Origin of the sequence: Pleurocapsa sp. PCC 7319 (genome assembly GCF_000332195.1) — a bacterium.
In the GTDB taxonomy this organism is placed as follows: domain Bacteria; phylum Cyanobacteriota; class Cyanobacteriia; order Cyanobacteriales; family Xenococcaceae; genus Waterburya.
In genome coordinates, this window is record NZ_KB235922.1 from 1,612,571 (window position 1) to 1,631,826 (window position 19,256).

Annotated in this window: 13 protein-coding genes; 5 read left to right on the forward strand and 8 right to left on the reverse strand. The window is 38.6% G+C overall.

The genetic code is table 11. The annotated features are described in order from the left end of the window. Positions 1 to 249: 249 nt before the first annotated feature. Both thiO and PLEUR7319_RS34965 read left to right on the forward strand, forming a co-directional pair. Positions 250 to 2,256 carry a glycine oxidase ThiO gene (gene thiO, locus PLEUR7319_RS43285; protein ID WP_019505333.1) on the forward strand — a complete coding sequence of 669 codons (2,007 nt, stop codon included), beginning with the start codon at positions 250 to 252 and terminating at the stop codon, positions 2,254 to 2,256. Positions 2,257 to 2,329: 73 nt separating this feature from the next. Beyond that, positions 2,330 to 3,901: a cytochrome P450 gene (locus PLEUR7319_RS34965; RefSeq protein ID WP_019505334.1), complete on the forward strand. Its 1,572-nt coding sequence runs from the start codon at positions 2,330 to 2,332 to the stop codon at positions 3,899 to 3,901. Between the two features lie 174 nt (positions 3,902 to 4,075). Here the strand turns inward: PLEUR7319_RS34965 and PLEUR7319_RS0111305 are convergent, their stop codons facing one another. After that, positions 4,076 to 4,912, reverse strand: coding sequence for a class I SAM-dependent methyltransferase (locus PLEUR7319_RS0111305; RefSeq protein WP_019505335.1), 837 nt, complete (start codon positions 4,910 to 4,912; stop codon positions 4,076 to 4,078). A gap of 355 nt (positions 4,913 to 5,267) precedes the next feature. On the opposite strand from PLEUR7319_RS0111305, the gene PLEUR7319_RS0111310 reads away from it, so the two are divergent. Further along, on the forward strand, positions 5,268 to 5,957 hold the full coding sequence (locus PLEUR7319_RS0111310; protein WP_019505336.1) for a DUF4230 domain-containing protein: 690 nt from the start codon (positions 5,268 to 5,270) through the stop codon (positions 5,955 to 5,957). A gap of 55 nt (positions 5,958 to 6,012) precedes the next feature. On the opposite strand, the gene PLEUR7319_RS40650 is transcribed toward PLEUR7319_RS0111310, so the two are convergent. The 3 genes from PLEUR7319_RS40650 to PLEUR7319_RS42610 form a co-directional block, all read right to left on the reverse strand. Continuing rightward, positions 6,013 to 6,174 carry a tetratricopeptide repeat protein gene (locus tag PLEUR7319_RS40650; protein WP_019505337.1) on the reverse strand — a complete coding sequence of 54 codons (162 nt, stop codon included), beginning with the start codon at positions 6,172 to 6,174 and terminating at the stop codon, positions 6,013 to 6,015. Positions 6,175 to 6,184: 10 nt separating this feature from the next. Next, the gene (locus PLEUR7319_RS0111320) at positions 6,185 to 6,565 is read right to left on the reverse strand and encodes a hypothetical protein (RefSeq protein WP_019505338.1); all 381 of its coding nucleotides are present in this window, start codon (positions 6,563 to 6,565) and stop codon (positions 6,185 to 6,187) included. A gap of 162 nt (positions 6,566 to 6,727) precedes the next feature. Further along, positions 6,728 to 6,901 (reverse strand): hypothetical protein, encoded by a 174-nt coding sequence (locus PLEUR7319_RS42610; RefSeq protein WP_237743559.1) that lies wholly within the window; start codon positions 6,899 to 6,901, stop codon positions 6,728 to 6,730. A 331-nt stretch (positions 6,902 to 7,232) separates the two neighbouring features. On the opposite strand from PLEUR7319_RS42610, the gene PLEUR7319_RS0111330 reads away from it, so the two are divergent. Together PLEUR7319_RS0111330 and PLEUR7319_RS0111335 are read left to right on the forward strand one after the other, a co-directional pair. Continuing rightward, positions 7,233 to 9,806, forward strand: coding sequence for a tetratricopeptide repeat protein (locus tag PLEUR7319_RS0111330; RefSeq protein ID WP_019505340.1), 2,574 nt, complete (start codon positions 7,233 to 7,235; stop codon positions 9,804 to 9,806). A gap of 24 nt (positions 9,807 to 9,830) precedes the next feature. After that, on the forward strand, positions 9,831 to 10,766 hold the full coding sequence (locus PLEUR7319_RS0111335) for a lysylphosphatidylglycerol synthase domain-containing protein (protein WP_019505341.1): 936 nt from the start codon (positions 9,831 to 9,833) through the stop codon (positions 10,764 to 10,766). 36 nt (positions 10,767 to 10,802) lie between these two features. On the opposite strand, the gene PLEUR7319_RS0111340 is transcribed toward PLEUR7319_RS0111335, so the two are convergent. From PLEUR7319_RS0111340 to PLEUR7319_RS0111355, 4 genes are all read right to left on the reverse strand, one after another. Next, on the reverse strand, positions 10,803 to 12,545 hold the full coding sequence (locus PLEUR7319_RS0111340; protein WP_019505342.1) for a diflavin flavoprotein: 1,743 nt from the start codon (positions 12,543 to 12,545) through the stop codon (positions 10,803 to 10,805). Between the two features lie 116 nt (positions 12,546 to 12,661). Continuing rightward, positions 12,662 to 14,533: a right-handed parallel beta-helix repeat-containing protein gene (locus PLEUR7319_RS0111345; RefSeq protein WP_019505343.1), complete on the reverse strand. Its 1,872-nt coding sequence runs from the start codon at positions 14,531 to 14,533 to the stop codon at positions 12,662 to 12,664. 843 nt (positions 14,534 to 15,376) lie between these two features. Beyond that, positions 15,377 to 15,616, reverse strand: coding sequence for a DUF2811 domain-containing protein (locus tag PLEUR7319_RS34970; protein WP_019505344.1), 240 nt, complete (start codon positions 15,614 to 15,616; stop codon positions 15,377 to 15,379). A gap of 377 nt (positions 15,617 to 15,993) precedes the next feature. Beyond that, complete coding sequence (locus tag PLEUR7319_RS0111355) at positions 15,994 to 19,236, reverse strand: response regulator (protein ID WP_019505345.1); 3,243 nt, start codon at positions 19,234 to 19,236, stop codon at positions 15,994 to 15,996. Positions 19,237 to 19,256: the final 20 nt, after the last annotated feature.

Here is a 19,256-nt window from a genome sequence, read left to right on the forward strand (position 1 = left end):
ATTTGCGACTGTGGCAATGAAAACAGTATCGATTTGTGAGAATCTATCAGGAATAAAGGGAGCGTCTTGCACACCCTGGTCGTAGTAGGATAAATTTTCGTGGCAAATATGGATTTTAGGTGCTGGCAAAAAGGATTATTTGGCTAACAAATAGGTAATTCGGCGATTGGTAAATTTATTAACTGATGTTGCTTGGATGATAATCGCGGCTTAAGACGTTAAAGTTATAAAGATGGGGGTTTAGGAAGTATGAAAGCATCTAGAGATATTCTTATAATTGGTGGTGGCATCATCGGCTTGGCGATCGCCATTGAGTTAAAACGCCAAGGGGCTAAAGTTACCGTAATCAGTAAGGATTTTGTGCAAGCTGCTGGTAACGCTGCTGCGGGGATGTTAGCTCCTATGGCAGAAAAAATTACATCTCCCCCCATGCTGGATTTGTGTCTGAGATCTCGTTGGCTATATCCTGGGTGGACACAAAAACTAGAGGAATTAACAGGAGTTGAGACAGGCTATTTGCCCTGCGGTATTCTCGCCCCTGTATATAGCGAACCAGAATCTATCTCCGAAACAGATAATAATGCAGTTTGGTTAGATAAACAGGCAATTCAACTTTATCAACCAGGATTAGGCGATCGCGTCGTTGGTGGCTGGTGGTATCCCGAAGATGGACAGGTTGATAACCGTTGTTTAATGCGATCGCTTTTGCAAGCGGCACAAACTTTAGGGGTTGAAATCCAAGAGGGTGTTAGCGTTAAAGCAATTCAACAAAAACAGGGCAGAGTTAACGAGGTTTTAACCGATCTGGGACAAATCGAAGCGGAACAGTATGTCCTCGCTGCGGGTTCTTGGTCCAGCCAATTATTACCCTTACCCGTGCGCCCCGTAAAAGGACAAATGATGTCTTTGAAGATGCCCCAAAAACTGCATCAACCTTTTCCTCTACAAAGAGTTCTGTACGGCGAAAATATTTATCTCGTACCCCGACAAGATGGCAGATTAATTGTTGGTGCGACAGTGGAAGAGGTGAACTGGACTCCTTTCAATACTCCCAAAGGAATGCAAAGTCTACTTAATAAAGCTACTGAATTATATCCTGCGGTTGCCGACTGGCAAATTGAAGAATTCTGGTGGGGGTTTCGCCCTGGTACTCCTGATGAATTACCCATTCTTGGTCGCAGTGCCTGTAAAAATCTATTTTTAGCTACGGGACATTATCGCAATGGTATTCTTCTCGCTCCCATTACTGCATCCTTGAGCGCCGAGTTGATCCTAGAAGAAAAATCTGACCCTCTACTAGCTGAATTCAGTTACCAACGTTTTTATCATCAATCCAGCAATATGACTTCCATTAGTAATTTGGACAATAAGGCACAAAAACTGCCACTACAGATAGAATCAAATCCTCAAGCTCCTTTACCTCCTTCTACTACCTCGTTACTACCTAATCAAACAATTATTGAAGATACTGATAAACTAACCATCGCTGGACGTACATTCAATTCCCGTCTGATGACTGGTACTGGCAAGTATCCTAGTATGCAGGCAATGCAGCAAAGTGTAGCTGCTAGTGGTTGCGAAATCATTACGGTAGCAGTGAGAAGAGTCCAAACTAAAGCTCCAGGACATGAAGGATTAGCAGAAGCGATCGCCTGGGATAGAATCTGGATGTTACCCAACACCGCAGGCTGTAAAACTGCTGAAGAAGCAGTAAGGGTTGCTCGCTTGGGTAGGGAAATGGCGAAGCTGTTGGGACAAGAAGATAATAACTTTATCAAGTTGGAAGTCATTCCCGATGCCAAATATCTTTTGCCCGATCCTATCGGTACCTTAGAAGCAGCAGAACAGCTAGTCAAAGAAGGATTTGCTGTTTTACCCTATATTAATGCCGATCCTTTGTTAGCCAAACGTTTGGAAGAGGTTGGCTGCTCTACAGTAATGCCTCTAGGTTCACCTATCGGTTCGGGGCAAGGAATTAATAACGCAGCTAATATCGCCATTATCATCGAGGAAGCCAATGTTCCCGTAGTAGTAGATGCCGGTATTGGTACCCCTAGCGAAGCAGCTTTAGCAATGGAAATGGGAGCCGATGCCTTACTGGTTAATAGTGCGATCGCCTTAGCCCAAAACCCTGTAGCAATGGCGCGGGCAATGGGGTTAGCTGCGGAGGCGGGAAGATTAGCTTATCTGGCGGGTAGAATTCCTGTAAAACAATATGCTAGTGCTAGTTCTCCTCTCACTGGCACCATTAGTTAAAGAAAATTCGACATAAAGTCATTTATTATCAAAGTATCTTTGAAAAACTTTTTTAACTAGCCGATTTGATTTTATGCCAATTTTTAGCGATACACCTTTAACAATAATTACTTCTAGTGCAGCAGTAATAGGATTATTTAGTTGGCAATGGTGGCAACAGAAAAAATATAGCTCTTTGCGAGTGCTTCCTTCTCCTCCGAGACATTGGTTATTAGGTAATGCACTACAATTAATGGATGCAGCGAAGACAAGCAAATATTTCTTATTGCTATTTAATTGGGCAAAGCAATTAGGCTCAACCTATGTTATCTGGGCTTTTAACAAGCCCATTGTGATCTTAAACAAACCCAGAATTATTGAGGAACTTATTGTTCATGGGCAGAAAGATGGTGCCTTTGCTAGGGATCCTGAACTACGAGAACTTTGGGGAAGTCTATTTGGGGGTCCTATACTGATTCAACAAGAAGGTTCTGAGTGGCAATGGAGACGGCAAACATTTAACCAAAGTTTTACTTCTAGTCATCTTTCTGCTTACTTTGAGCTTGTTTACCAAAGCTGTATGCAAGTAATAGAGATACTTCAAGGTGCAACTCAGGAGCAGAAAGTAATCCAAGTAGATCCTTTGTTTGCTGAGCTTACTATGAGGCTCATTTGCCGTTTAATGCTGGGTATTCCTCTAGATAAAAAGAGTCTAACTCATGAAGGTCCCCCTCTTGAACCACAGAAATTATATGAGGCTTTGTCTGTTTTGACCAGACAGTTTACTGCTGAAGCAGCAGGTGAAAACAAATGGTTAAAGTACATACCAACTAAGTCTAAGCAAAGTTACTGGGCTGCAAAACGTTTTCTTCAAGAATTTGTATCTCCACGAGTAGATTTAGCCTTACAGATAACTGGACGCAAACAGCTTAGTTCAGTAGAGGTTAACCCTCTGTTTGAAAAATCAATTCTAGTACAATTGGCTAAGCAACCGAAATATAATCACCAGATGTTGTGCGCAGAAACAATCGGGATGATTTTTGCTGGAACTGACACCACAGCCCATACTCTTTCATTTACGGTAGGAGCATTAGGACTTAATTCTAGAGTTTTTCAACTAGCGCAGCAGGAAGTTGATCGAGTTTGGCAACTTGATGACGGCATCAATTCTAAAAGCTTGAAGAAGTTAACTTATCTTCAAGGAATTATTAAAGAATCAATGCGCCTTTATCCAGTAACTAATGGTTCAACTGGATGTATTACTACGCGAGATACAGTTATCGCAGGAGTGAATATTCCTAAAGGTACATCTATTAACTGGTCAATATTAGCTGCGGGGCGAGATCCTCAAGAATATCCTCAGCCCGATGATTTTTTGCCAGAACGCTGGTTCAAAAAGCAGCAAAGAGATGCTCAACCTTTAACAATGTTGGTTTTTGGTTCGGGGACTCATCGTTGCCTGGGAGAGTCTCTAGCTATGCTAGAAGCAACGGTGATGTTAGCACTATTGCTTCGCTATTTTGATTGGGAAATTGTCAACGGGCGCAGGTCACTCGAACAGCTAGGGCAGAATCTCACAGTTTTTCCCCAAGATCGGATGCCTGTTAGATTCAAAGTTCGGGAGCTGGGAGATAACACCTTACATCCTATATCGCAAGAGAGTTGAAGAAGAAGCAGGATCAAACTTATGAGCATCGACTCAATCTAACCCATCTAATCTCTCTAGCTACTAAAAGAGCAGCTTCTAGAACTCAAATATGATGTCCTTTGTTTAATCGTATGTAAGCTTGCATCCTTTAGCTGGTAGTCGGATTCTCTTGTCCTCGACTATTGCCTGTCCTTAGTTTGTAAGCTGTGCCCAGGCTGTTACATGTAGTGGCAATACTATCGGACGTTTTGACAAAATCACTTCTCTGCGAAGTCGTTCTGTCAATGTTTCAATATCAACTTCTTCAGGCGTGGCGATCCCATAATCTTCTATGAGAGGTAGCATGCTTCGGAAACTATTGGTAATATACTCATAACCCAGCCACATTTCGGGACCGCCAGCTGGTGCCGACAGGTATATGGAAGGCTCAGGTAAACCAGCATCCCCAAAAGTACTGTAGAGATCGAGACCCATTCCTATATGGGCTCCTGAACGCTGAAACACATCGATACACCATTTGTTCAGGGTGTTTATCAGTGGCGTATTCGGATGAACATTCTGAGCCAATGCTGTAAAGTCTAGCTCCTGGAATGCCACTATCCCTCCTGGGCGTAGATGAGTTGAGAGCTGTCTGAGGGCTTCTGCAGGATCTGACATATACATAAGCACAAGTCGACCAACTACAGCATCGAATTGTCCCTCCAAGGCAAGAGTTCGAGCGTCCCCCTCAATGAAAGTGATGTTTTCAAACCCAGATTGCTTTGCCCGTTCTCGACCAGTATTGAAAATCTCTTCGTTTACATCCACTCCTACGACTTCTCCTTCTGAACCGACTAATTCGGCCGCAGCTAGCGCTACGTCTCCAGCACCACTACCAACATCGAGGATCCTCATCCCTTTAATAATGCCAGCCTCCTTGAGAAAACGCTGCGTCAGGTCTCCATATAGATGCGACTGCTGAATCAAACGCTCCGTCTCCTCTTGACTGCGTCCCATCGTATATCTTGCATCACTGTTCGGTTCATTCATGTAGATTAATCTCTATTAATTAAGGTGATATCTAACAATGTTCTCGATATCATCCGATATTGCTTCTTTCTAAGATAATCTGAATTAAGTCCTGAATACTTAATATACTTATATTTCTTGCAAGGCATTAAAAAGAGACAGTAGAATGAAGAGCTACCACTGGAGTAATAATGAGCCTTATGTGGTTTGTCAGGTGAACTTGAACGACGGAATATGCCCTGTCCCATAAATAATCGGATGGTTTTTATGGAGAATATCTACAATATTGCCGATATGATTAAAGAATGCTACGAAAAGAGAAAAGTGTTCTCTTTATTCTTATTAATTATTTGCCTTTTCACAATTAAATTATGCCGTGAAAACATCAAAATCATTACTGCCAATCTGGCAACAAATTATTCTTTGGGGTACGGGAAGTATTAGCATCATTATCCTCTTAATCTTTTTGGGTATCTGGCGGACAAGCGATCGCGCTATAGATTTTGTAGAAAATTTATTTAAATCCCAGCCGATTAATCCCCAAATTGAGAATCAAACTCTAATTGTGCAGCGTATTAAAAGTATGCAGGAGTTGACTACTACTGTCCAAACGATGGAAACTATTGTTCCTACCTCTGCCGATCGCAAATTAGGAGATATTTCTTTAGCTACCACCCGATTACTCTACATTGCTAGAGGAGAAATTAGAGCAGGAGTCGATCTTAGCGAGCTAGAAGCTAAAGATATAAAAGTTAGTAATAATAAGATTGAAATCAATTTACCCCCGGCCAAAATACTCGATAGCAAAATAGATGTAAATCGTTCCCGCGTCTACGATTATGATCGTGGTTTTTTAAATCTTGGTCCCGATGTTGCCCCCCAGCTACAAACTTTGGCACAAAGGAAAACTCTAACGGAAATTGTTAAGACTGCCTGTAATGAAGGTATTTTAAATGCTGCTAACACCAAGGCTGAAAATGCTATTACCCAACTTTTAACTAGTACTAGCTTTCAACAAGTAAAAATAAACACAACTACCCCAGAAGCTTGTGTAGTAGTTAATTAGAAAATAAGTAGCCATCATAAACTGGATACGCTTTTTAATTGTCAAAGCACCATATCTACTCGATTAAAGCCTGAAATCTTGAATCTTTCCTAATATTATCGAAATCAGAGTCAGTTATTGCCATTTCTTGATATTCTTTATCGTAGGAGGCGATCGCTTCTTCGTGTTTGCCTAAGTTACCCAGGGCAAGACCACGGTTGTACCAAGTAACCATCATCAAATTTCTATTAATATTGATAGCCAGGAATTTGCATGTCAATCTGAGTTTCAGGAGTAACCTCAATCAAAGGGCTGGTAACACCATACTGATTAATATCTCCTCCGCCAACAAAATAATCGCCTTGATTAATTTGTTGTTGAGATTCATGGCCAACTCCCACTTGAGTAGTTGTACCAACCACTGCATTACCCAAACAATTGTCATCACTAGCTGTATTCACAGTATTTTGCTGATCGGCAGGTGTTGGTGATTGATGAAGAGCCACTTGAGTTGTAGCATCAACAATTGCACAGGCATTTGCTGAATAAGTTAGTCCTGGTGAAAATGGTAATACAGCAACTACAGAAACAAGACTTAGGGGGCAGATAATTGGCTTAAGATTAAACATAGTTTTTAGACCTCATTTATAATCAACTAGATTTTTACAGAAAATATTTAACTCTTCACTAACCTAGTATGTTAATGATGTCTAATTTATGCACTTAGCTCAATTATCAAGAAACGAAAAAATAAGCTCAAAGAAGCGAAAATACTATATTCACCCTATTTTCTAAGTTATAAATGTAGTGATCTGAGGTATGATTGTACCCAAATCATCAAGAGAGACTGGAGCAGGAGCTGCCATATCTGAAGGCAAGAAGATACGTGCGCTTACTGCTAACAAAGCTAGTAGAAAAATTGTGACTACGAGCAGCGGAGCTATATACTGGCGAAAAAAGTTCATAATTTATCAAAATTTAAACAATATTATTAAATAAAATATTAATACTGTGATTAAAGTAAAAAACAAGCAAAGTTCAAATTATAAATTAGGAACCTATTTTAAGCCCAAAGCTTTGCTTGGTCTGATTAACAAACAATACTACTATTACGGGGTTAGATGCAATAGGGGCGAAATAACTAGAGTGCTGACTAGATAAGGTTTACAATCTACGGGTTAAGAGCATCTATATTAAGTAACTTTAAATGCTAGCTCGATATAAGTAACTTTAAATGTCACCTCGATACCTTATCAATGTTCGCTACAATTTAAAAATCTTGTGTCCAGATATGTTATGTCAGACTCAGACTTTACCATTCCCATTTCTCAATCCGAAAATTCTTGCTCTGAAAGTACTACTGAGTATGGCTACAAAGCTCTTAAACCAGGAGACATACTTAATCACAGATATTATATTGTTAAAGAATTGGGTAGTGGAGGATTTGCCACTACTTATTTAGCCTTGGATCAGCAATCAATTAGCCAAGATAAGTACGCAGTAAAGCAACTTCAGCCAAGATTTAACAGCTCGTCAGTTTGGGCCAGCGCCAAAGAACGCTTGGCAACAGAAGCCATGGTACTTCAATGGTTGGGAAAACACGATCAAATTCCCAACTTCATTGGTCATTTTGAAGAGAATCAACAGTTTTACTTGGTTCTAGAATTTGTTGAAGGAGAAGAATTTGAGCAAGAAGTTCATCAACAAGTCTTAAATGAAGCCCAGGCAATTGATTTTCTATTTGATATTTTAGAATTGCTCAAATCAGTTCATTCCCAGGGCATTATTCACCGCGACATTAAACCGTCTAACTTAATTCGACGTCAGAAAGACGGCAAAATGATTTTGATTGATTTTGGTGCTGTTAAAGAAATTGGCACTATGGCTTTTGATGCCAGTAAGCAACAGGTTCGAACCCAAATCATTGGTACTCCAGGATATATGGCTCCTGAGCAAAACAATGGTAAACCAGTCTATAGCAGCGATATTTATGCTCTGGGAAAAACTGTTATTTTTGGCATGACTAACAGGTCGCCAATGGAATGGGAAGAAAGTGAATCTGGTGAAATGATTGCTTGGAATAAAAAAATCGCAATCAGTGAAGCTTTCCTGAATATTATTAATCGCATGACTGCTAAGAACACAGCAGAACGATATCGAAGTGCGGAAGATGTACTTTGCGATTTAAGACCTTTAGAGATGATTGGCAAAACTATTGCTGATAAATATCATATAGTGCAGTATCTAGGTGGTACCAAGGAAATTATTTCTTATGTTATTAATAGTCTCGAAGGAGAAAGTAAACAAAAGTATTATTTAGAAATATTAGAACCTCAAAGCGAAGAATCCTTATCTTTATCTGACGCTGCCAATGACATAATGACAGGATTAAACAGGCTATTAATGATTGATAATGGTCAGAGAATTCCTGATGTTATTGAATATTTTATTGATGAATCCAAGATCTACATTGTCCAAGAGTATATTTCAGGTAAAAATTTATTACAGATCATTGAAGACCAATTTATTCTGTCTGAAGCAGAAGTGATTGATCTTTTGATAGATACTGCTGAAGCTTTAAACCCAATTCATAAACAGAAAATTATTCATAAAAATATTCAACCATCTAGTTTAGTCAGACGTTGTCGCGATCACAAAATCACCTTAATTAATTTTGGTTTGATTAATGAAGCGATTAACTTTCATGTTGATAGCAAAATCGGTTATATTCCCCCAGAACAGATTGCGGGCAGAGCTACTTATGCCAGCGATATTTACGCTCTGGGAATGACGGCAATTCACGTATTAACTGGTACTTCGCCACAAAATCTCGAAAAGAATACTCGCACAGGGGAAGTTATCTGGCATCGTAAAGCAAGGATTAGTCCTGGCTTTGCCAAAATCTTAGATAAAATGATCTGTTTGGATCAAAGTCAGAGATATCAGTCTCTTAATAAAGTAATCAAAGACCTCAAAAAAACTAAACATAAGTCTCGATTTAGGGGCTGGTATAAATATCTCATTATTCCACCTATTTTGATTGGTGGTGTTGTGATTGGATTCACTCAATGGGCGCAGAGAGTTGCTATCTTGGAATTTTATAAAGGAGATCTTAAATTAGAGGCTAATCAATATCAACAAGCAATTGATTATTACAATAATGGACTCAGTAAATTACCCAATACTAAGGGACAAGTTAGAAATTTTGAACAGGTTTGGTTGAAAAAAGCTAAAGCTCAAAGACAATTGGGGAATTATGCAGCAGCTTTAGATACCTGTACCACTGCTTTACGATTTTATCAGAGTTATCAATTATGGAATTGTAAGGCGTTAACATTATATAGTTTGAAGAGATATGAACCCGCGATCGCCGCTTACGATCAAGCGATCGAGATTGCTCCTGAATACCTATGGGTATGGAACAATCGCGGAGAAGCTTATAACCGCCTCGGAAAAACAGAGCTAGCAGAAGTCGATTTTCAAAAAGCAATTGAGCTCGATTCTAGTAGAAGTTTTGTTCCTTGGAACAATCTTGGTAAGCTTCATTATGAGCAGAAAGAATATCAAAAGTCGATTGAAGCTTATGAGCAAGCATTAGCTGTAAAAAAAGATTATCTTCCGGCACTGATTGGGTTAGGTAACGCCCAAAAAGCTATTCAATTATATTCTCAGGCTGAAGAATCTTATGATCGTGCTTTGGCCATCAATCCGAATTATCATGATGCTTGGTATGGAAAAGGCTCTGTTGCTGAATATTTAAGGCAATATCCAACAGCTAAAGAGTATTATCAAAAAGCTTTTGAACTAAAACCAGATTGGGAAGCTGTGATTAAGGCATTAGAGAGAGTAGATCGCAAATTAGGTATTTAATTTAAGTAATACGTATTAGGTTGAATGAAACAAATTCTGGCTCAGATTAAACCTTATCTACGATGGTTTATCTTGGGAGGAACGTTATTCTTTCTAATTAAAACGATCAAGGACCGCTTTGCAGAGGTAGCAGCAATTAGAGTCAATGCTCAAGGTTGCTTACTTCTATTAGTGGCATTAATAGTCACAATTGCCGCTCATGTCTGGTCTGGCTGGGTATGGACATGGATTGTAGCAATTTTTAAGCAACCCTTGGGAGTAAAAGAAGGTATCAGAGTATATTTAGTAACTAACATCGCCAAGTATTCTCCAGGCAATATCTGGCATTTTTATGGCAGAATAGCGGCGGTAGCTCGCAAAGGAGGGTCGAGGGGAGCAGCCACACTCAGTGTTTTATTAGAACCATTATTAATGGCAGCAGCAGCATTACTCATTGCCTTGGTTAGTAGTGGATTAGGTTGGTTAGAAACTGATTTTGATTATCGAATTGTCTTGTTGCAGATCATCAGCTTAACTATAGTTTTATTTGGCATACAGCCCCGCATCCTTAATCCCTTACTACACCGTTTGAGCCTTAGCAAGAACAAAGCTGATAGTACTGCGGCTCAAGCCATTGAGTTACAAAAATATCCAATTTTTCCTTTTCTGGGTGAAATCGGATTTGTGTTCTTCCGAGGTATGGGTTTTATCTTCACTTTCATGGCATTACAATCAGTGACTTGGTCACAAATACCTCAGTTAATCAGTGCTTTTAGTTTTGCTTGGCTGTTTGGTTTGGTTGTACCTGGCGCACCTGGAGGTCTAGGCGTGTTTGAAGTTACAGCTTATAGTCTGTTGGATAATGCTCAATTTCCTGCCCAGATCGTCGCTGTAGGTTGTTATCGGTTGATTAGTGTTTTAGCTGAAGCGATCGCAGCAGGAATATGTTTTCAGAGAGGAAGAATGAAAGATAAAAGCTAGAACATTATCTAAAATACACTTTTAAAATTCTGCCTTCTAATAATGTGTTCCCGACTTACGGTGATGAATTGCAGTAACCCCCTCAGACTGGAAGACTTGTCCTTGTTCAGCAACTGCATATAGTAACCAGTGATCGCCACATTCCATGCGATTATTAACGGTACATTCTACATAGGCTAAAGCATCTGTAAGAATTGGACAGCCATTGGTTGCCTCTTCTGTAGCGACTCCTTCAAAGCGATCTTCTCCTGGGGCAAAGGGTTTGAGAAAATGCTTCATTAAAGGGATATGTTTGCCTTCTGGAAGAACATTGAGAACAAAGCTATTTCCTGTATAGAGTAAAGATTCGATCGCTCTTTCTTTAGCTACAGCTACAGTTAAACCAGGAGGGTTGAAGGTCGCTTGAGATACCCAAGAAGCTAACATTGCTCCTGATAATTCGTCTTTTTTGGTGGTAACTATACATAATGAGCCTACAAGTCTACCTACAGCCTGTTCTGTGCGATCAAGGTCAGAAGCAATTCCTTGAGCTTGTCTGACTTTTTTGCGCTGACGCTTAGCTTTTTTCAATGCTTGAGCAAAATCTGTTCCTGCTTCCTCACAGGTTTTTAGCACTGCGTCGGTAGGAGTAAATTTAACTCTAATAGGGTCAAAGCCAAATTTATAGCCCGCGTTGCGGAATTTGTTTTCCAGTAAGTCAACTGCTTCTCCACTCCAGCCATAAGAACCAAATGCTCCTGCTAACTGAGTTTTTTCAGCATTAGCTAACACAGTACCCAAAGCTGCTTGAATTTGAGTGGGAGCATGTCCTCCTAGGGTCGGTGAGCCCATAATAAAGCCTGCAGATTTTGTGACGGCAGATTTAATATCTTCAGATTTCGCCGACTCAGCATTAATTGACTCTACGGCTACTCCAGATTTGGTAATTCCCCTAGCGATCGCCTGGGCAACAGTAGCAGTGTTACCATATGCAGACGCATATATTAAAGCTACACTCAAATCGCGATCGCTTTGGTTTTGAGCCCAGGTACGATAATCAGCAGTTAATTCTCGAATGCTGTATTTTACCAGTGAACCATGTCCTGTAGCGTAGATTTTGACCGGCTTATTTGCGAATTTATCTAAGCTAGCGATTATTTGACGGGCATGGGGAGCCATCAAACAATCAAAATAGTAGCGACGATCTTCAATATCAGTTGTCCAACCCTCATCAAAAACGCGATCGCCACATACATGAGAACCGAATAGCTTATCAGTAAAGAGAACCTCTGTCTGGCGATCATAGGTGCAAAGATGATCGGGGTAGCGAGGATTTTGGGTGGGGATAAATTCTAAAATATGACCTTGACCTAAATCCAAGGTTTCTTCGCTCTTAATCACCTTAATCTTAATTTCCAAGTCTGTTTCCGACAAAATTTTACGCAGAGATATTGCTCCAGGATTAGAACAAACTATGGTAATTTGAGGTGCTATTGCTAACAAAGCTTTGAGGGTACTGGCTCGATTAGGGTTAATATGACCCAAAATTATGTAATCTATTTTGTTGGGTTCGATGCGTTCTTGAAGAGCATCGAGAAAAATAGTGGTAAAAGATTCTCCAGGTGGATCTAGTAGAGCGGTCTTATCTCCTTCAATTAAATAAGAATTAGCGGTAGTTCCTTTTTGCAGAGCATATTCAATTTCAAACTTTAGTCTATCCCAAGTACGCGATCGCAATACACGAGTGTCAGCAGCAACGGGGAATACTTGAACATCCTTAGCTTTGTTTGTAGGAGACATAGTTTTTGTTGAGTAACTTTACTATTCTTAATTTTAGTTTACTTCCTAGTCGTCTCAAGATAACAAACGCAGTCATATAGATTAATAGTTACTCCCAGTTGCTTAGATATTAAATACTAAACACCAATATTAGCTTGAGCTAAATATGCATCAGCAATTAGATCAAAGTTTGCTTCATCTGGATCTTCAGTCAGTGCAATCAGCTTCTCTGCTGATTCATCTACCCAATAATCTGTAGTACCTAATTCGATACTGGAGAAGTCGTTTTCACCAAGAGTCAAAGTTTCAGTACTAAATTCTGTCGATCTAAACGCTACAAAATCATCATTAGCTGTATTAGCTGTATTGTTCTGAACTAAGGAGTTAGAGCTTTTTTCATTATAGATTCCCGATCTATTGGAACTTTGATTAAAATCAGGTAGTAAAAAGTCTTCTCCTACACCCACAAGAACATTATTATCAATTGTGGTGGCATTAGCAGTATCGGGCCAGATATTGATGGCATTGATATCAGAGAAGTAGCTATTTTTTAGCACGATATCGTTAGTGTTAAAAAATTTAATGCCAGCAGCATCATGGATTAGGGAATGTTCTGCTGCCAGATTTACATTTTGAATTTCAACATTATCAATTACTGCGCCGTCTGTATCTCCAACACCTACACCCTTTCTGCCCACATTACGAATCACCGAATCAGATAATTGCAGTCCATCTGCATGATCTAAGGCTATTCCAGAGTTGTTGATTCCGTCTCTAATTGTTTCCGTAATTCCAATATTATTAACGAATAAATTACGTAAAGTTAAATTAGCTGCCCTACTACCATAGATGCCGTTATTACCATTGGTTATTTCTACATCTTGGATCGTTGTTCCTGATGCTCCTGAATTCAAATATATAATTGATTCAGAAGTTCCGTTTCCGTTGATTACAGAACCTTCTTGACCATCAATGGTAATATCTTCACTGATTGTAATTCCATCAGTAAAGTATATATTTGCACCCAATAAAATTACATCACCACTGGCGGCGGCGGCGATCGCACTTTCTAAATCACCACCATAGTCACTGTCTACATTGATAATTCTATTATCATCACTATCAGGCTGGGCAACATAACCGTTATTATCGTTGTTGACATCTTGACTACCAGAATTATTAACTACTTCAGGAGAACTAACTGGAGGTGTAGGAGCCAAATCATTGCTGTCAGTTCCTGGACTATCAGACTCACTCATATTACCAGGTAAATTAAACTCTAGCGGGATAGGAGCTAAATCACTGCTGTCGCCTTCAAGAACAATAAAAATAATTTCGGTTTGTTCTCCTTGATCTAAATCCTGATTCCAATCCTCTCCAGAGATAAAAGTTTTACCATTTTCTTGAAATAATTCGGCTCGATAAATTTGGTCTAGTACATAATCATCAGGAACTGAGACTTCAACACTCCAATTGGAAACATCAGAAAGTGCTTCTACAGTTAAGGCAACTCGGTGGCTACCGCCCCAATCATCAGTAATTATCGATGTCAGACTAAGGGTCTCGGAGTTAGCTTCATCTCCTACTTCTAGACTATTAGAATTATTATCTGAATCATTAGAATCAGATTGCTGTGGAGTAGGAGTAAGATCGTCGTTGTCTACTTCTGGACTAACAGAATTATTAACTGAATCAGCAAAATTAAATTGGAGTGGAATTGGCTCCAGATTGCTACTGTCGCCTTCATCAACAATAAAAACAATTTCAGTTTGTTCTCCTTGATTTAAATCTTGATTCCATTCAACTCCTGAAATAAAAGTTTTACCATTTTCTTGAAACGATTCAGCTCCATAAATTTGGTCTAATATGTAATCATTAGGAACTGAGACTTCTAAACTCCAATTGGAAATATCAGAAAGTGCTTCTACATTTAGTAAAAATCGATGACTACCACCCCAATCATCAGTAATAACTGGCTCAAGATTAAATGTATCTGAGTTAACTAACATATTGTTTGTAGATATTCTTACTAGTTGAAAAATTAAGTAGTTTATTTGGAGAAAAATAAATATCTAAAAATTTGAATTGCTTTACATATTCTTTATCTTCCAAGAAATCTACTTTATCTCTGCTTCATAAATGCATCTGTGAGTTAAGTCGTTATAAAGTTGTGACCATAATCACAAAGACAACTATTGCTATTAATCTGAAATTCAATAGAATAGTTGCCTGTAAAGAAAGCAAGAAATTTAAGGAATAAATAGAATCAATATTTAGAATTAGACATTTATAAGCCATTGGTGAAGGTGGTCAATGGTCACAAAATCTGATTCATAAATAAAATATATTTGGCTATTTAGGTGTAAAATCCTTAATTTGTGTAGCGATCGCCTTGAGAAGAGTGCCAATTTTACGATTCCTTTAGAGTGGTAGAGTATAACTACATCAATGTATCTTCTATTTATCTTTTATCTAGTAGCATTTCATATATAGCAATACGAACTTTTATTAGGACACTCATTACTCGTTACTCGTTACTCATTACTTACGAGCAATCAAATGAACTTGTCCTAATACAACTTTGTACGGCTATATATCGTATGTCAAATATTTGAATTGTTTTGCTGAAAATCGAGCGAATATAAGAAAAGCAAGAACCAAAAATAAACCTTGAGAAGATATTTGTTTCCGAAGGTTTATTCTTATAACTAATAGCAGTTCTTTATTCAAACACAAGATTAATTGATCTTAAATTTTATCTTGCATCAAGAGAATGTTTTTTAGAGATCAAGATAGATAACTTCTCTTCTTGTCCTTTTAAAATTTACCTAGTTTACTCAATATGATTAAAGCTAATTTTGAGAATATTTAACAGGAATAGCACATACCGAATGTAGATAATTCTGAGAACAAGCTTGGTAATCAGTTGGTTTAATTTCTTTATGGTTTTGCATTAGAAACAAGGACATACTGGCATCAATTAACATTTTTCTATTCCATTGAGGATTAGAATTCAAGAAGTGCTGCATACAGCTATAAATTTTTTCATTTACTTCAACGCTCAGTACAACTCTCTTTTTCTCAGATTCCATATTAAATTAAGAATAATTTGTTAACTTAATAATTAACTGTACCAAGGTTTTTTCTAAATGAAGTTTTGATTTTCCAATCGGTTCTCACTGTGGATAATTTTTTTTTGATAGTTATTTTGAACTCCGTAGTATTACGCAGGTAAAACGAGATTTCAATGGGCAATTATAAATAAATAATATATTTCTGGGGAAAACTAACTCTAAATTGTGGAAAAGCTTGGGAATACTGTTCAAAAAGATACATAAGTAAATTTTATATATTTCTGATTAAACTCTTTGGAGACGTAGTTATCTACATGAGTTCAGAATTTGGAATTCGGAATTCGGAGTTATGATTTCTTCCTCTAACTATGTTTTTAGCTTGATCGAACTCCGGTTTATCTCATAGAATTCATAACTTGATTGATAGTGCTAATTAGTTCTTGTTCGGGACAAGGTTTTACTAGGTAGGCAGCTGCACCAAGTTCTAGGGCTAATTTACGATGTTTATCACTATCACGAGAGGTCAGAATAAGAATCGGCAAATTACTATATTCAGGATCATTTTTTACTGCTTTTAAAAACTGAAAACCATTCATTAATGGCATTTCCAGATCACAAACTACTAATTCAACTGTTCCAGATTTTTTAAGTTCAGTCAGAGCATTAATTCCATTGTCGGCTTGAAGTACGTTTTGACTAACTTTTTCTAACGACATGGCAATCGTTCTTCTCAGACTATTGGAATCATCAACCACTAGCAGAGTTTGAGGGATTAGAGATGTTGCAGGAGGTAATTGTTGTAAATCTAAAGTATCAGAGCTAGGTAAAGCTTGGAGGCTAGTACCGCCTAAAAAGGCACGTTGACTCATAGTATTGCTACGATATTGAGCATCTTTAAGTAAGACTGCGCCATCGATGACCAAAGTCAGACTACTATCTTTAAGAACGCTACTACCATAAACATATCTCGGGGGGATAATTGCGCTTCCAAGAGGTCTAATAACTAGTTCTTGCTCTCCCAAAACTTGATCTACCTCTAAACCTACAAAACTGTCTTGACGACGCAACAGCAAAATGGGATTGTTCAGGCTAGATTCTGAGGTCTTTAATTGAGGTATAGTGCGAGGGTATTCAATCATGCTAGATAGCTGTCTGACAGGAATCATGTCCACATCATCTTGAGTTTGCCAATGTAAAACCTTTTGCCCCTCAAAAATTTGCACCTCTTTAGAAGTTGGCATGATTATTCTTTCGATCGCATCAATTAAAATGGCGTAAGTCATTCCTGCCGCTTTGGTGAGCATTAGCTTAGCAATGGTCAAAGTAAGAGGAATTTGCAGAGCAAAAGTTGTCCCTTTGCCTGGAGTAGATTCAATCGAAATTGTGCCATTCATTTCTTCGATTTGCGATCGCACTACGTCCATTCCCACTCCTCTACCAGACAAGTCGCTGATTTTATCAGCAGTAGAAAATCCTGGTTCAAATAAAAGTTCTAGCAGTTGGGATGGGGGAATACGCTCTGCTTGTTGAGGTGTAATTAATTTTTTTTCAATCCCACTTTGTTTAATTTTTTCAATATTAATTCCTTTACCATCATCTCCCACTTCAATTACAGTTTGGCTGCCCTGATAATACGCCCGCAGAAAAACTGTTCCTGTTTCTGGTTTACCCGTCTGAAGTCTTTCTTCAGGCTTTTCTAAACCGTGGTCAAAGGAATTTCGTACTAAATGCAATAAGGGATCGTATAGTTTCTCTTCAATCGTTTTATCAATCAGAATATGACTACCAGTAATATTGAGTTCAGCTTTTTTATCGTGAGTTACAGAAAGCTGTTTAAGTAAACGAGGAAAACGATTGAACAGTCTGCCAATTGGAGACATTCTGGTGTCAATCAGTTCATCCCTCATGTTTAACAACATTCGCTGTTGTTTTTGTGTATCTCGTTGTGCCTGTTTATTTTGATTTTTAATTCTATCGGCAATGTTTACCAGTTCAGAATTACTAGTAGAGGCTAACTCCAAAAGCTGATTTAGTCTGGCTTCGGGACTTTGTAAAGCTGAAGAAGGTAAGACAGATTTGTAAATTTTAGGTTGAGTTTGGGTGATATTTTGCAGTTTGGCTGGTAAATCTTGTAATAGTTGCTGTTGTTGAGGCGAAAGACAAACTTCATCCACAACTTCAATCAGTTCATTAACTATTTGCTCACTGTAGCTAATTTTGTCTAGTAATTGTTGCACAAACCCGCCAATTTGCTCATCTTTTAAAATATTTTTATTTTGATTAATTAATAATTCTCCTACTAAATCGTTTAATTTTTCCAGAGATTCTAAATTAACTCTTACTGTCTGATTAACGTTAGTTTGAGCAGTTTTTTTACTGTTGCTTTGTTTCGATGGGGAGCTAAATCGTGACTTTCTGACATCTCTAGTAGATATCTCTTGGGGAAGTGTAACCTTAGGTTTGATTGCTTGTGAGGGAATTGTGGGAACAAGAGAAACCTCTGATGGTTCATCAGTTTCTGGAGTTGATTCGACTTCCTGTTCAGCAAGAGACTCTACCGGTTCTTCGCCCCAAATTTGGGTCATTAATTCTCCCGAATCTTGATTATTATCAAACTCCATAGACTCAGATTCGGGAGCATCTGTAAATTCCTCTGCTAAAGACTCAGAAGCAAAAATATCAGCAGCTTCTTCTTGTTCTTCTGCATCCTCAATGACTTCCATGGGCATAGAAAATATTGAATCTTCTGCCGCTAAATCAGAATCTAGAACTGCTGCTGATTCTTCTGAATCCAGTTGATTATTTTCTGCTACGACCTCTAGAGGATTACCAACGCCTAAAGCTCCAGTAAATTGCTGCAATTCCACAGAAGGTTCTCCTCCTCGATCACGATCGCCTGCCATGACCTGCTGTTGTGCCTGCTGAAAATTGGCGATCGCTGCTTGGGTAATTTCCTTAACCAGATCGGGATTGACTTCTAAGGCAGTTAAAATGGTTTGGGCGATTTCTCCTAAACCAGATAAATTAAGAGATTGTGATAGACCCAAAAATATTTCGGCTTGAGACTGTAACACCTCAGCCATATTGGCATTATCACCTTCGGCTAAAGCTGTTGATAATTCCTCAATTCTTTCGGGAACTACAGATTCAAAGAAAGATTCAACTACATCTAAGCCTAATTCTTCAGAAGTAGGGAAAGCATCTTGATCGCTGAGATAGTCGCCAAAGATTTCCGTCAATTCGGCAAATATACCAGCAGCCCGATTAAGAATTTCTTCTCGATCAATCGGAGCTTTACTAAATTCAGCAGTTAGGGGAATCCTGAGACAATCGTAACTAGCATAGAGAAGTTTTTTGGTTTGAATATCAATTTCTAACTCAGGATTATAGAGAGCCTTAAATACATCCTCCATAGAATGAGCGACGGTTTTGATCGTTTCCAACCCCACGTTAGCTGCTCCTCCCTTAAGAGTATGGGTCGCTCGCATCAGCTTGTTCACTCTTAGAGGGCGATCGCTTAGTTCAATCTCACCATCATTGATGGCAAATAATTCTTGTTCTATAGTTTCTAATAATTCGGGAGCTTCTTCCAAAAAGTATTGATAGGCTTGGTCGCGAATACTGGGGTCGGTAATCATCGTCGAATAATTCTCTTAAA

Bases quoted from the DNA above. Each gene is read 5' to 3' on its own strand.
- thiO (WP_019505333.1), top strand. From the start codon at position 250: ATGAAAGCATCTAGAGATATTCTTATAATTGGTGGTGGCATCATCGGC.
- PLEUR7319_RS34965 (WP_019505334.1), top strand. From the start codon at position 2,330: ATGCCAATTTTTAGCGATACACCTTTAACAATAATTACTTCTAGTGCA.
- PLEUR7319_RS0111305 (WP_019505335.1), bottom strand. From the start codon at position 4,912: ATGAATGAACCGAACAGTGATGCAAGATATACGATGGGACGCAGTCAA.
- PLEUR7319_RS40650 (WP_019505337.1), bottom strand. From the start codon at position 6,174: ATGATGGTTACTTGGTACAACCGTGGTCTTGCCCTGGGTAACTTAGGC.
- PLEUR7319_RS0111320 (WP_019505338.1), bottom strand. From the start codon at position 6,565: ATGTTTAATCTTAAGCCAATTATCTGCCCCCTAAGTCTTGTTTCTGTA.
- PLEUR7319_RS42610 (WP_237743559.1), bottom strand. From the start codon at position 6,901: ATGAACTTTTTTCGCCAGTATATAGCTCCGCTGCTCGTAGTCACAATT.
- PLEUR7319_RS0111330 (WP_019505340.1), top strand. From the start codon at position 7,233: ATGTCAGACTCAGACTTTACCATTCCCATTTCTCAATCCGAAAATTCT.
- PLEUR7319_RS0111335 (WP_019505341.1), top strand. From the start codon at position 9,831: ATGAAACAAATTCTGGCTCAGATTAAACCTTATCTACGATGGTTTATC.
- PLEUR7319_RS0111340 (WP_019505342.1), bottom strand. From the start codon at position 12,545: ATGTCTCCTACAAACAAAGCTAAGGATGTTCAAGTATTCCCCGTTGCT.
- PLEUR7319_RS0111345 (WP_019505343.1), bottom strand. From the start codon at position 14,533: ATGTTAGTTAACTCAGATACATTTAATCTTGAGCCAGTTATTACTGAT.
- PLEUR7319_RS34970 (WP_019505344.1), bottom strand. From the start codon at position 15,616: ATGGAATCTGAGAAAAAGAGAGTTGTACTGAGCGTTGAAGTAAATGAA.
- PLEUR7319_RS0111355 (WP_019505345.1), bottom strand. From the start codon at position 19,236: ATGATTACCGACCCCAGTATTCGCGACCAAGCCTATCAATACTTTTTG.